Origin of the sequence: Vibrio sp. NFR, assembly GCF_027587095.1 — a bacterium.
Classification (GTDB): domain Bacteria; phylum Pseudomonadota; class Gammaproteobacteria; order Enterobacterales; family Vibrionaceae; genus Vibrio; species Vibrio harveyi.
This window is the reverse complement of record NZ_JAPPTN010000003.1, coordinates 342808-356578: the sequence shown is the minus strand read 5'-3', so window position 1 is coordinate 356578 and position 13771 is coordinate 342808. Positions and strand designations below refer to the sequence as shown.

At 44.9% G+C, this 13771-nt stretch carries 15 protein-coding genes; 11 read left to right on the top strand and 4 right to left on the bottom strand.

What is annotated here, in order from left to right; genetic code table 11:
- Positions 1–86: 86 nt before the first annotated feature.
- Positions 87–953 carry a YicC/YloC family endoribonuclease gene (locus tag OH463_RS08170; RefSeq protein ID WP_005449368.1) on the bottom strand — a complete coding sequence of 289 codons (867 nt, stop codon included), beginning with the start codon at positions 951–953 and terminating at the stop codon, positions 87–89.
- Between the two features lie 174 nt (positions 954–1127).
- On the opposite strand from OH463_RS08170, the gene rph reads away from it, so the two are divergent.
- Positions 1128–1844 (top strand): ribonuclease PH, encoded by a 717-nt coding sequence (rph, locus tag OH463_RS08165; protein ID WP_005430192.1) that lies wholly within the window; start codon positions 1128–1130, stop codon positions 1842–1844.
- A gap of 224 nt (positions 1845–2068) precedes the next feature.
- Positions 2069–2710, top strand: a complete 642-nt coding sequence (gene pyrE, locus OH463_RS08160) for an orotate phosphoribosyltransferase (RefSeq protein WP_005379384.1) — start codon at positions 2069–2071, stop codon at positions 2708–2710.
- 181 nt (positions 2711–2891) lie between these two features.
- Here the strand turns inward: pyrE and OH463_RS08155 are convergent, their stop codons facing one another.
- From OH463_RS08155 to coaBC, 3 genes are all read right to left on the bottom strand, one after another.
- Positions 2892–3842 (bottom strand): Kdo(2)-lipid IV(A) acyltransferase, encoded by a 951-nt coding sequence (locus OH463_RS08155; RefSeq protein WP_009701742.1) that lies wholly within the window; start codon positions 3840–3842, stop codon positions 2892–2894.
- A 5-nt stretch (positions 3843–3847) separates the two neighbouring features.
- Positions 3848–4438, bottom strand: a complete 591-nt coding sequence (gene slmA, locus OH463_RS08150) for a nucleoid occlusion factor SlmA (protein ID WP_005449362.1) — start codon at positions 4436–4438, stop codon at positions 3848–3850.
- A 156-nt stretch (positions 4439–4594) separates the two neighbouring features.
- Positions 4595–5797 (bottom strand): bifunctional phosphopantothenoylcysteine decarboxylase/phosphopantothenate--cysteine ligase CoaBC, encoded by a 1203-nt coding sequence (gene coaBC / locus OH463_RS08145; RefSeq protein WP_005449360.1) that lies wholly within the window; start codon positions 5795–5797, stop codon positions 4595–4597.
- A gap of 207 nt (positions 5798–6004) precedes the next feature.
- Between coaBC and OH463_RS08140 the strand changes: the two genes are divergently transcribed.
- The 9 genes from OH463_RS08140 to OH463_RS08100 all read left to right on the top strand — a co-directional run bounded on the left by OH463_RS08140 (position 6005) and on the right by OH463_RS08100 (position 13770).
- Positions 6005–7678, top strand: a complete 1674-nt coding sequence (locus tag OH463_RS08140; RefSeq protein ID WP_029788917.1) for a methyl-accepting chemotaxis protein — start codon at positions 6005–6007, stop codon at positions 7676–7678.
- Positions 7679–7791: 113 nt separating this feature from the next.
- A complete protein-coding gene (gene radC / locus OH463_RS08135; RefSeq protein ID WP_005449356.1) occupies positions 7792–8466 on the top strand; it encodes a RadC family protein in 675 nt (224 codons plus the stop codon).
- 303 nt (positions 8467–8769) lie between these two features.
- Entirely contained in the window at positions 8770–9006 is a 237-nt protein-coding gene (rpmB, locus tag OH463_RS08130; RefSeq protein ID WP_005384783.1) for a 50S ribosomal protein L28, read from the top strand.
- A gap of 13 nt (positions 9007–9019) precedes the next feature.
- A complete protein-coding gene (gene rpmG / locus OH463_RS08125) occupies positions 9020–9190 on the top strand; it encodes a 50S ribosomal protein L33 (protein WP_004410866.1) in 171 nt (56 codons plus the stop codon).
- Between the two features lie 87 nt (positions 9191–9277).
- Complete coding sequence (locus OH463_RS08120; RefSeq protein WP_017817195.1) at positions 9278–10810, top strand: phosphoethanolamine transferase; 1533 nt, start codon at positions 9278–9280, stop codon at positions 10808–10810.
- A gap of 69 nt (positions 10811–10879) precedes the next feature.
- A complete protein-coding gene (locus tag OH463_RS08115; RefSeq protein ID WP_005449354.1) occupies positions 10880–11356 on the top strand; it encodes a hypothetical protein in 477 nt (158 codons plus the stop codon).
- Positions 11357–11459: 103 nt separating this feature from the next.
- Positions 11460–12269, top strand: a complete 810-nt coding sequence (gene mutM, locus OH463_RS08110; RefSeq protein WP_005449353.1) for a bifunctional DNA-formamidopyrimidine glycosylase/DNA-(apurinic or apyrimidinic site) lyase — start codon at positions 11460–11462, stop codon at positions 12267–12269.
- A 96-nt stretch (positions 12270–12365) separates the two neighbouring features.
- A complete protein-coding gene (gene coaD, locus OH463_RS08105; protein WP_005449352.1) occupies positions 12366–12848 on the top strand; it encodes a pantetheine-phosphate adenylyltransferase in 483 nt (160 codons plus the stop codon).
- Positions 12835–13770, top strand: a complete 936-nt coding sequence (locus OH463_RS08100; protein ID WP_045490674.1) for a glycosyl transferase family 90 — start codon at positions 12835–12837, stop codon at positions 13768–13770. The genes coaD and OH463_RS08100 overlap by 14 nt, the downstream gene beginning before the upstream one ends.
- Position 13771: the final 1 nt, after the last annotated feature.

Here is a 13771-nt window from a genome sequence, read left to right as displayed (position 1 = left end):
GTTTTATAAATAGGAAGCAAGTTCAGCATCAGCAAATAAAAAGCCCCGCAGTGCGAGGCTTTTTGATATCTCATCAAGGTCTTTTATTACTCGATGTTCTGGATCTGTTCGCGCATTTGCTCAATCAGAACTTTCAGTTCAACACCTGATGCGGTGATGTCTGTGCTGATAGATTTTGACGCTAGTGTGTTCGATTCACGGTTGAACTCTTGCATCATGAAGTCTAGACGACGACCGACTGCGCCACCTTTTTTCAAGATGTTTGTGGTCTCTTTCACGTGAGAGTCAAGACGGTCTAGCTCTTCAGCTACGTCTGATTTTTGTGCCAGAAGGATAAGTTCTTGTTCAACGCGAGATGGGTCTAGCTCTACTTTTGCATCTTCAAACTTCGAGAACAGACGCTCACGTTGCCACTCAAGAATTTCTGGCATGCGTGCACGAACTTTTACAACTTCTGTAGTGATTGCTTCTAGGCGTTGCTCGATAAGCGCTTTCATGTTGTCGCCTTCACGACCACGCGCGTCGATGAACTCGTTGATTGCTTCGTCAAAAGCAGCAAGCAGTTCTTTGTTTACCTCATCCATGTTTTGCTCTGGTGTTTCCATCACACCTGGCCATTGCATTACTTGGAATGGGTTAATGCGGCTTAGCTCACCAGTCATGTGCATCACTTGCTCAGCGGCTTTGATCACTTGGTTTGCCAGTGCTTCATTGATGCTTAGTTCAGCTTTTGCTGCTGGGTTAGCTTCAAAACGCAGGCTACATTCTACTTTGCCGCGTGCTAGGCGCTTACGAAAACGCTCACGCAGTACTGGCTCAAGAGCACGGAACTGCTCAGGCATACGGAAATAAGTTTCTAGGTAGCGTTGGTTTACACTGCGGATTTCCCACACTGCGCTACCCCAATCGCCTTTCACTTCTTTACGCGCGTACGCTGTCATACTGTAAATCATTGAATTTTCCTGTCTTCTAATTTGCTGAAAATTACCCCGCAATAGTAGCACAGCCAGATGGCAGTGGCTTTGCTATTCTGAGTCGAGATTGTCCAGATAGCTTTATTTAATCGATTCCGTTATAATCTGCGCCCAACCAAATCGTCTTCTCCTCATTACTTAAGGTAGATGCCCATGCGTCCAAACGATCGCAAGGCGGACCAAGTTCGCCCAATCAAAATTACTCGTAACTACACAGCTTACGCTGAAGGCTCAGTGTTAGTTGAATTTGGTAACACCAAAGTGTTGTGTAATGCGACCGTTGAAGAATCTGTGCCTCGTTGGCTAAAAGGTCAAGGTAAAGGCTGGGTAACGGCTGAATACGGCATGCTACCTCGTGCAACTCACTCGCGTACTCGTCGTGAAGCGGCAAACGGTAAGCAAGGTGGTCGTACGATGGAAATCCAACGCTTGATCGCACGTAGCCTGCGCGCTGTGGTTGATCTACAAGCGATGGGTGAGTTTATGATCACGGTTGACTGTGATGTTATCCAAGCAGACGGCGGTACTCGCACTGCATCTATCAGCGGCGCAAGCGTTGCAATGGCAGACGCATTTCAACACCTAGTGGATAGCGGCAAGCTAAAAGCAAACCCAATGAAAGGTCACGTAGCGGCAGTTTCAGTTGGTTTGCTAGGCGATGATGTTCTGTGTGACCTTGAGTACGTTGAAGATTCAGCGGCAGACACAGACATGAACGTTGTGATGACAGAAGAAGGCAAGATGATTGAAATTCAGGGCACCGCAGAAGGTGAACCGTTCAGTCATGAGCAACTGATGGCTCTGTTAGAGTCGGCGAAAGTCGGCATTACGGAAATTGTCGCAGCGCAGAAGGCGGCGTTAGCCAATTGATTTTAATAGCTCCCATTATGGGGGCTATTTTTTTATCTCCGTCGTATATGAATCTACAGCGTTGTTCGCTGCGCTTTTCTACCCTAATTACATAGAAGACTATGCTCATAGGGATAGAAAAACTTGCTGCCTAGCTGTAAATCCATCTACTTAGGAGATAACGCATTAGTGTTTATTAACTGCTTGGGAATATGGATACCAAGCCTGTATTTAGAGAGAAAATAATGAAAGCATACCAGCGTGAATTTATTGAGTTTGCACTTGAGAAAGAAGTTCTTAAGTTTGGTGAGTTTACTTTGAAATCTGGCCGTAAAAGCCCGTACTTCTTTAACGCTGGTCTTTTCAATACTGGTCGTGACCTAGCGCGTCTTGGTCGTTTTTATGCCGCAGCGCTTGCAGATTCAGGCATTGAGTTTGATGTGCTGTTTGGTCCAGCGTACAAAGGTATTCCAATCGCGACGACAACAGCAGTAGCGCTAGCGGATCACCACGATATCGACACGCCTTACTGCTTCAACCGTAAAGAAGCGAAAGACCACGGCGAAGGCGGTAACCTTGTAGGCTCTGCGCTTGAAGGTCGTATTATGCTAGTGGATGACGTAATCACAGCAGGTACTGCGATTCGTGAATCGATGGAAATCATTCAAGCAAATGGCGCTGACCTTGCTGGTGTGTTGGTTGCGATTGACCGCCAAGAAAAAGGCAAAGGTGAGTTGTCTGCGATTCAAGAAGTAGAGCGTGACTTTGGTTGTGCAATCATCTCAATCGTTAGCCTGACTGACCTTGTGACTTTCCTTGAAGAGAAAGGTACAGACAAAGAGCATCTAGAAGCAGTCAAAGCGTACCGCGCAGAATACGGCATTTAATTCTGAATTTGGAAAGCGAGATTTCCTATCGCGTTTGCTCCTCACTGTAGGAAATGACGTTAATGAGATTGGTCATCGTCATTTTCAAGAGGAAGAACGATGAATTGGGAGTCTGGTATTACCAGAAAGAAAAAGGGGCTGGTGGTTATCCATCAGCCCCTTTTTAATCTGTCGACGTCGCCTATTTGTAGCGAATGCCCTTCGGCGTGCTTTCGTCAGGCATTGTTTTATAGCGTTTATGTAGCCACATCCATTGCTCTGGTGCGCGCAGAATCACTTCTTCTACAAAGGTGTTCATATAAGCCGCTGCTGCGACTTCATCCTTTTTCGGATAGTCGGCTTCAATGCACTTATCAGCAATGATTTCATACTTGCCATCTTTATTGCGGAAACCAGAACCCGGAATAATCGAGCACTTAGATGTGTAAGCCAAAATACTAGTGCCAGTTGTGGTGCATGCATCTTCGACCGCAAAGAACGGCACAAATACAGATTTGTTGCGACCGTAATCGTGGTCTGGCAGGTAGAACAAGCGCTCACCGCTGCGTAGAACGCGAATCATTTGTTTAACGTCTTTACGGTCAATCAGTTTGTTGCCGTTATGTGTGCGCCCCCAATACTGGATGAAGTTGTACGCAGGGTTGTCATGTGGACGGAACGCACCGTACCCAGCCACGCCAAGAACCGCAAAAGCGCGTGCTGTGATCTCAAGGTTAAGAGCATGAACACAGCACAGTAGGACACCTTTGCCTTCTGCGGCTTTCTCACGAAGTGCGACTAGGTCTTTCTCAATGATCAGCGTTTTGAAACGCCACGTTGGCCAAAACCAAGTGATGCCCGTTTCAATTAACGCCATACCGGTGTTTTTGAAGTTCTCTTCAACAATATGTTGAATCTCTTCTGCTGGCTTATCTGGAAATGCCAACTCTAGGTTACGCGTTGCAACATGCACACGCTTTTTACCATAGCGCATGCCGATGTGGCCAAGCGTACGACCTAACGATAGTAGCATGCGGTATGGAAGAATATTAACTACGATAGCCAAAAAGCCAAAGCCGAGCCAAACGCCCCAGTTGCGAGGGTGGAGAAGGGAAAGAGAAAACTCCGGCTTAGTGAATTTGTCTTTACTCATAATCTCTACTTAATTTGTGCGCTAAGAAGTGCCCAGTACTCGTCAAAGTTTGCCGTTGGTTGGTATTTGAAGTCACTGCGAACAAAGCGGTTCAAGCTACCTTCAACTTGCCCTAGGATCTGAGCGGCTAAAATGCGCTCTTCAACGGGGAAAGATTTACCTTCACGGATCTTACGTTCACGCAGGATTTGACGAAGTTGCGTTTCGATGCGCTCAAACAACTGGTTGATGCGATCGCGTAGGCGCTCATTTTCAAACATTAGAGCATGACCAGAAAGAATGCGTGTCAAACCTGGGTTACGTTCTGAGAATGCCAAGATAAGATGCATAACCAAGCGAATGCGTTCTAGCGTGTCTTTCTCATCATCCAAAATACGGTTGATACGTGTCATGAGTGCTTCTTCAATGAACTCAATCAAGCCTTCAAACATGCGAGCTTTACTTGGGAAGTGACGGTAAAGTGCCGCTTCTGAAACACCGACTTGCTTAGCCAATTTTGCCGTAGTAATGCGTGAAGCGCCTTCTGTAGATTCAAGCATCTGTGCGAGAGCTTGCAAGATTTCTTCACGACGATTGGATTTTTTACTGCCGGCCATTAGTTACTTCCTTTCAAAATACAAAGTTGAGCGGAGGGGATTATAAGACGCTATTTGGCATCAAACTAGACTAGCGAGGGTGTAATGGGAGCTTTAACACCCTCAGTTGTCATGTTTGTACCAAATTTGTGCCAGTTTTCGATGAAAACGAAAGGGTTATTGCATTAAATCATGCATCTTTTCTAAGATTTTGAAGCTCAATGCTTCTTTTGATTCCAATGCTAACGCCAGTTCGCCTTGCGACCAGAACAGGGTGATGGCGTTGTCGTTACTGTTAAAGCCTTGACCTTCAACTGATACATCGTTCGCACAAATCATGTCGAGGTTCTTCTTCACCAGTTTGCCACGAGCGTAAGTAGCGACATCGTTGGTTTCGGCTGCGAAGCCAACCGTGAATGGACGTTGCTCAGTCATATTGGCAACGGTCGCTACGATATCAGGGTTTTTCACCATATTGATGGTCATCTGGTCGTTGTTTTCAGTCTTTTTTAACTTTTGAGACGCTACATTTTCTGGGCGGTAATCCGCCACTGCCGCACAGCTAATGAAAGCATCGTGGTTAGGCGCGTGAGTTGTCACAGCAGCATGCATCTCTTGAGCACTCGCAACGTTGATACGCTCAACACCTGCTGGCGTATTCAAGCTGACAGGTCCGCTGATAAGCGTTACTTTGGCTCCCAACTGTGCTGCGGCATTCGCTAATGCAAAGCCCATTTTTCCTGAGCTGTGGTTAGAGATGTATCGCACTGGGTCAATCGCTTCGCGAGTCGGACCCGCGGTGATCAATACTGATTTTCCTGCTAACAGTTTTGGTTGGAAGAACTGTTCACACAAACCGACAAGTTGCATTGGCTCTAGCATACGACCAGGACCAATGTCACCACATGCTTGTTCACCTGCCGCAGGTCCCCAGATATGCATACCACGGCGTGCCAGTGTTGCGATATTTTCTTGGGTTGCGACGTTACGGTACATCTGCTGATTCATTGCTGGTGAAACAGCGATAGGAGAATCTGTCGCAAGTACTAACGTGGTGAGCAAATCATTGCCCATGCCTGCCGACATACGTGCAATCAAATCTGCAGTTGCAGGTGCAAGAAGAACCAAATCTGCCCATTTTGCCAGTTCAATGTGACCCATTGATGCTTCTGCCGCAGGGTCTAACAAGCTGTCCGACACCGGACGCCCAGAGACTGCCTGCATGGTTAAGGGAGTAATGAACTCCTTCGCCGCTTTGGTCATCACTACTTGAACTTGTGCGCCTCTTTCTATTAGGCGACGGGTTAGCTCCGCACATTTATACGCGGCAATACCGCCACTGATGCCGAGTAGAATTTTCTTTCCTGCTAGTGTTTGCATGTGAGATCTCCAATTTTTCTGGCGACGAGTTTAGCACAACTGAATCTCTCACCGCCCACGCAAATCTGATCAGAAGCTAATCCATATCAAACTACCGAATATTAATTGCTGAGCCTTATATAAAACTTTTGCTTACTTCACAGACAATCTCTGTCTGCTCTGCAAGATAGAAAGGGAAAAATAACAATAATGAGGTAGTGGAATAAGATGGTGTTGAAAAGTCGAAGTAAATTGCTGCTGGTGACTCTGATCCCTTTGTTGTTGATCACCACATTGATCTCGGTGGTGTATTACATCAATGGTAGTAATAGCTTAGAAGCGGAATTAGCTCGAGATAGACAAGAGCTGATTGATACACGTAAAAAAGAGCTGCAAGCCTACATGATGATGGGTGTTACAGCGATAAAGCCGCTTTACGATACGGACGTAAACGGCAATAACAAAGAAGCGGCAAAAGAAATTCTCAAAGCGATGCGTTTTGAAAGCGACGGTTATTTCTTTGCTTATGATTCGAAAGGGGTCAACACGCTGCATGCGATTAAGCCATCCCTAGAAGGTAAAAACCTTATCGGCTTGAAAGATGAAAATGGCGTAGCAGTGATTGGCGGACTGATTGATGCATCTAAGAACGGAGATGGTTTCCTTTATTTCTCTTGGCATAAACCAACTATTGATGCGCAAGCTCCAAAATTAGGTTATGCCGAATACTTGTCTAAGTGGGACTGGGTGCTTGGTACGGGCATCTATATTGATGATATTGATCAGCAAGTGGCAATGCAGCGTGAACTGCGTACACAAGAGTTGAATGAACATACGATCTCAGCGGTAACAATCTCGGTTATCGGGCTTATTATTACTAGTGTACTTACCAGCATCATCGTCTCCAAAGGTATTCTTCCGTTGCAACACATTGCCGCTTCTTTACAAGACGTGGCTGCCGGTGGCGGCGACTTGACGGCTCGTCTAAAAATTGAAAGTAAAGATGAAGTCGGTGAGGTGGCATCGGCATTTAATGAGTTTATGGATAAGCTTCATCCGCTAATGCAGGACATTCAGCGCTCTGCCAATACAGTACAAAGCGTCTCTGGACAATTGGATCAGCAAACGTCTCAAGCCAGTGCTCAAATGCAAAACCACTGCCTCGAAACTGATAAGGTGGTAACAGCAGTAACACAAATGAGCATGACGGCAAAAGAGGTCGCAAGTAATACCAATGCTACTGCTCAGGCGATTGACGATGCGAACGAACAAGTGACCGAGGCGCAGCGCGAAGTCGATCAAGCGATTGATGGCATTAGCAAGCTGGTCGATGAAGTGAACAGTACTTCTGATGCGATTGCAGAACTGAGCCAACAAACTGAGCAGATTACTAAGGTGCTCGATGTTATTGGTGAAATTGCCGAGCAGACCAACTTACTCGCATTGAATGCTGCGATTGAAGCTGCACGTGCTGGCGAGCAAGGTCGAGGTTTTGCTGTGGTGGCTGATGAGGTTCGCTCGTTAGCCAGTCGAACGCAAAACAGCACCCATGAAATTGGCGATATGCTCAAGCAACTACAAACTGGTGTTTCGAGAGCGGTGACCACTATGTCGGCTAGCCAAGAGCGCGGCGCGAAGACCGTTGAAGAGTCGTCAATGATTCAGCAATCGCTGTCCGGCGTGCACCATTCTATCGGAACAATTCGAGATATGGGCATTCAAACCGCTTCTGCGGCTGAAGAGCAAAGTGCTGTTGCTGAAGACATCAACCAGAATCTAGTGGCGATTCAGCAAATCGTGAATCGTATTAATGACACACTTCAGCATGCGGAAGGCATCAGTACTCAGTTGTCACAGTCAGGATCTGAAATTCACGATCTGGTTGGAAATTTCAAGCTTTGATGGATCGCTTGATTACATAGAAAAGCAGTGGCTAACGAAAAAAGCGAAAGTCAGGTTCGACTTTCGCTTTTTATTTTGTGCAATAGGTGCTCACTCATCAATCGAGCCGACTAATGACACTGAAAACCTTGCCTAACGAGTCCATGCCAAGAGAAAAATTGCTGCAACGCGGTCCGCAAGCGCTATCGGATGCGGAGTTACTTGCAATTTTCCTACGTACAGGCACGCAAGGCATGAACGTAATAGAGCTTTCTGACTTTCTTATTCAAGACTTTGGATCACTGCGCCAGTTGTTTTCGGCTTCAGAGAAAGAGTTTTGCCAGCATAAAGGGTTAGGGCAAGCCAAGTATGTGCAGTTGCAAGCTGTTTTGGAAATGACACAACGCTATTTAGCTGAGACATTAAAGCGTGGTGATGCGTTAACCAGTCCAGAACAAACCAAACTTTACCTTTCCTCTATATTAAGAGACCGTCAAAGAGAGGCTTTTTACATTCTTTTCTTAGATAACCAGCATCGAGTGATAAAAGATGAGATTTTATTTGAAGGCACACTCGATGCGGCGTCAGTTTATCCAAGAGAAGTGGTCAAACGCGCCTTGCACCATAATGCCGCTGCGTTAATTCTGGCACACAACCATCCATCTGGTGTAGCGGAGCCGAGCCAAGCAGACAGAAGGATTACGCGGCGTTTAGTTGATGCATTAGCACTGGTGGATATTCGGATTTTGGACCATTTCGTTATCGGAGATGGGGAAAGCGTCTCTTTTGCCGAAAGAGGTTGGATATAACTGTGCGTTTTTTAGGTTGTTAGTTGCTAAAAATCTGCTATCATCCTCGCCACTAAATTTTTAACTGAATTCAGCTTGGACTGCTAGAAAAAACCTGCTGTCTAAAAAAAGATCACGAAAACCTGTAAAAAGGATCTGTTCGGGTCTTGAGCAATGCATATCAAGTTAGTATAATGCGCGACCTTTGATAGCCTTGTATGGATTTTCCATAGCGGTTCTTAACCTCTAACTTCTTTCCAAGAAATAGAGAGGTTCGGCCACCAAGGTTGATATCGAGCTGAAACGATTTTGGAGAAGACATTCATGTCACGAGTATGCCAAGTAACTGGTAAGCGTCCAGTAACGGGTAACAACCGTTCACACGCACGAAATGCTACTAAGCGTCGTTTTCTGCCGAACCTACAAACTCATCGTTTCTGGGTAGAGAGCGAAAAACGTTTTGTTAAACTACGCCTATCTGCAAAAGGTATGCGTATCATCGACAAGAAGGGTATTGATACTGTTCTTGCTGATATGCGTGCACGTGGCGAAAACGTTTAAGAGGAAATAGGCAATGGCAAAGAAAGGCGTTCGTGAGAAAATCCGTCTAGTATCTTCAGCAGGTACAGGCCACTTCTACACAACTGATAAGAACAAGCGTAACATGCCAGGCAAATTTGAGATCAAGAAATTTGATCCAGTTGTACGCCAGCACGTTATGTACAAAGAAGCGAAAATCAAATAATTGATTTTGTCTCTTTGACGATTTAAAAAACCCAGCTCTCGAGCTGGGTTTTTTATTATTTGCTGTAGTTATAGGAGTAAAGTAAGTATGCATTTAGGGTTACAAGCCTTGAAGTTTGTTGCATTAATTATCTTAGCTGTGATGTTTAGTGCCGCACTGGGTTATGAAATAAAAGCGGACTGTCTTATCTTAATGTCGATTACGATTGCTTTTCTTAAAGCTCATCGTATTGGTCACTGGGTATATGCCTTGTTAGCTGTGACTGCGACTTTCTATATTCCTGTTTCTTGGAATTATGGTCATCCTAATTTGACCATCATTTCTTCACTGATTGAGACCAACCCTTCAGAAGCGCTTGAGTTCTTTAATGACTTGGAGCTCAAAACGTTGGCAGTCGCGGCACTTTTCGCTGCAGCGTCCTTTTACCTGTTCAAATGGGTACCACAACTTAAAGGTCGTAAAACATCAGTGTTCTGCCTGATCTTGTTTTCGTTCTTACTCTTAGATAAGCCTATTCGCACCATTAAAGACCGTAATGTTAATAGCGACTACACGCATGCATTGCTCTCTTACATGCGTTACCCACCAGTTCGATTTATCTTTGATTGGTTTGATTCGTACAACATGTACCATCAATACAATGCAGAGATCATGGCTCAACGTGAAATCCCAGCCTCTTGGCAAATTACTAAAACACCGAGCGAGGCTAAGAACACCATTTTTGTGATTGGTGAAAGCGTACGAAAAGACTACATGAATGCGTATGGTCTGCCGATGGAAAACACGCCGTTTATGTCGACGGCCAAAGGGCAGCTTTGGACAAACTTTTTGTCCCCAGGTCCGAACACGTTCACTTCGGTAATGCGCTACGTCACAATGAATGATGGTCTTGATATTGAGCTGAATAACAACATCAACACCTTAGCGCAAATGGCTGGTGTGGAAACCTATTGGATTTCTAACCAGGGTCGAATGGGAGAATTCGATACCGGGATCAGTTCAATTGCTAACTATGCTGAGCATGTTTCCTTTACACGCAGTGGTAGCTTTAGAGACTCGAACGTTTATGACAGCACACTGCTGCCAAGCATTCAAAAAGCGCTGTCGAGTGACGATAAATCAAAATTGATTGTGATCCACTTAATTGGCTCACACCCAGGTTTCTGTGATCGTGTGGAAGGTGATGTTGAGTTTGACTTCAATGGCAGCAAGATCTCTTGTTACATTGAGTCGATAAAGCAAACAGACACAATGCTAGAGAAAATTAACCAACTTGCTGGGAAGCAGTCGCTGCCATACAACTTGATTTATGTTTCCGATCACGGACTTGGGCATCGCAATAGTGGTGAAAACTTGCGTCATGATCCATCGGTAAAACAATCTTACGAAGTGCCTTTGTTTGTCATTGGTTCGGACTTCAATGAACGAAAAGTAGTTGATTATCCACGTAATGGCTTCACAATGATCAAAGCAATCTCTGAATTGATGGGTGTCTCCAGTCAGAGGTTGGATGCGTTACCTTCTTTCTTCTCTTCACATGCGGATGTGCCGGAAGTGAATAATGGAGAAGGTAAATTAGTTCCGCTAAGTACGTTAAAAGATGATCCGATTCAATCATAGTTTAATGTAGATTCTCTAAATAGCAGCAGCTTGGTTAAGCTGCTGCTGATTTACGCGATGAGGTGAATTATGTCTAAAAAGGTGCACCGCCGCCGTCGTTGGAACAATATTCTAATCTTAGGCATCATCGTGTTCATGGTGATCCTTAATGCGCCAACTTGGATCAAAACCTACCTTATCGATGAACAAGTGGATCCGTATCCAAACTTGTTGCGCTCCGATCATGATGTCAGTGCCATTTACTATGCTGGTTGGGAATTAGACAAGCAAAATGGACAGTGGCAATCCAACATTAAAGCCAATATCCCCGTACAAGAAATAGTGACTCGCTGGCAATCACTTGAAGGCACAGAACTCAACTCTCAGCAGTATGAACAGTTAAAGCCTCGTCTTTCATCGCCGGAAAGCATCGAAGTCTGGTATCAAGGTTTGGAAGAGCCACAACGTATCACCTTTTACCGCCTTGACGATTTTTGGCTATTTAAAAATTGGCAAGACAAGTGGATCGCCATTTCTGTTGATGGTAACTACATCATGCCTAAGTAAAAGTTGCGTAATAACCTTTCGCTGAAACTGTGTTTGTCATGCTGCTTTTCTATTATGCTAAGCGCTCACTAATGTTGTTTCTGACGCTGTTAAGGAGAGTCAAATGCCTGAATTACCAGAAGTTGAAGTAAGCCGAATGGGGATCAGCCCTCATATGATTGGGCAGACGATCAAGGCATTTGTTTTTCGTACTCCGAAGCTACGTTGGGATATTCCTCAAGAGCTTAAGCTTTTGGAAGGGCAGGTTATTCGTAATATTCGTCGTCGTGCCAAGTACTTATTGATTGATACTGACCAAGGTACAGCGATTGTTCACCTTGGCATGTCTGGATCATTGCGTGTACTCGACGCTGACTTCCCTGCGGCAAAGCACGATCATGTTGACCTTAAACTCACCAATGGCAAAGTGCTACGCTACAACGACCCGCGTCGTTTTGGTGCTTGGCTTTGGAGCGCTCCTAATGAGTCTCACACCGTGTTAGATCATATGGGACCTGAGCCTTTAACCGAGGAGTTCAACGCTGAATATATGGCAGACAAAGCCAAAGGTAAGCGTGTTGCGGTTAAACAGTTCATTATGGACAATAAAGTGGTGGTTGGCGTTGGGAATATTTACGCCAATGAGTCTTTATTTAAAACCCGCATTCACCCAACTCGCCCAGCAGGAAAACTAACTAAGAAAGAGTGGCGATTACTGGTGGAGAACATCAAAGCTACGTTAGAAATCGCGATTCAGCAAGGTGGAACTACACTTAAAGACTTCGCCCAAGCGGACGGCAAACCTGGTTACTTTGCACAAGAGTTATTAGTTTACGGAAAAGCCGGAGAGCCATGTCCAGAGTGCGGTGAAGCTCTCCAAGAGCAGAAAATAGGGCAACGTAATACCTTCTTTTGCAATGTGTGTCAGCAGTAGAAATAAGATCGTCTCCGGTGTATTTCTATCAAGCAGTTGTAATCGCCGACCTTTCCTTCAATAATTCATACAGTTTTGAATAAATCAGTACATCCTATGAAAGTCATTTACCCAGGAACATTTGACCCAGTTACCAATGGTCACTTAAATCTTATCGAGCGCACCCATGAAATGTTCGATGAAGTCGTTATCGGAGTCGCAGCAAGCCCTTCAAAGAATACGATGTTCACATTGGAAGAACGCGTTGCTTTGATGGAAGAGGTAGTGGCGCATTTACCTGGTGTAACAGTGAAAGGCTTTTCTGGGTTACTGGTGGACTTTGCTCGTCAAGAGCAGGCTAAAGTATTGATTCGTGGGTTAAGAACAACGGTCGATTTTGAGTATGAGTTTGGTTTGACCAACATGTATCGCAAGTTATTGCCTGGGATTGAGAGTGTATTTTTGACCCCTGAAGAAGAGTTTGCTTTTTTATCGTCGACCATCGTACGTGAGGTTGCCATCCATGGTGGCAGTATTGAACAATTTGTTCCTGCGGCAGTGGCTAAGGCTATCGAGAAGAAAGTAAATGAAAGACAGTAAGTTTCCTTATTATTTCTCAAACGCTCTCTCGATGCTGATCCCTCGTTTTGTCTATCGAGAGCAAGCAAAACGTTTACTTTCGACTCTGACTGAAGCGGAGAAGCAGTACTGTCTTGAGCGAGTGAATTATTACAACAAGTGTGAACAGTTGTTTTCGGTCGATAGCCGAGAGCAGAGTTACGCTAAGATTGGTGAGTTCAAAAAAACAAAAGGTTGGACTTATTTTTTCGATACGCGCCAAGTTATACGCTATTTCCCATCTGAGTTTACGTTTAACTACATCAATGGTGATGTGACGCATATTCCTAATGTGCCGAGCTTTATTAAAAGTCGTCCTATCCATGGTGACAATCAGAATTCTATCGTTTTAAAGCTGAATCAAATTCGTCACTTTAAATTTGTGGATGACGAAATGAGCTACCGAGATAAGAAAGACATGGTGGCGTGGCGAGGCGTCGGTTTTCAGCCTCACCGTCAAACGGTAATTCATGCTTTCTACGATCATCCGCAGTGCAATATTGGTCAGACTCGACCACAAGAAGGACAGCCTTGGGAAAAAGGCTTTATGAGTATTGAGGAGCAGCTTCAATACAAGTTCTTGTTGTGTATTGAAGGCAATGATGTCGCAACCAACCTGAAGTGGGCAATGTCCTCGAACTCATTGGTTATTATGTCAAAGCCTAAGTACGAAACATGGTTTATGGAAGGTAAGCTAGAAGCTGGCATCCACTATGTTGAAGTGAAAGATGATTATTCGGATTTGCCTGAAAAGATGGACTATTACTTAGCGAATGAGCAAGAAGCATTAGCGATCATTGAGAATGCGCACCAATGGGTTGAGCAGTTTAAAGATAAACGTAAAGAGCGTTTGATCTCATTGATGGTTGCCGATAAGTACTTCACCTTATCTCAACAACAATAAA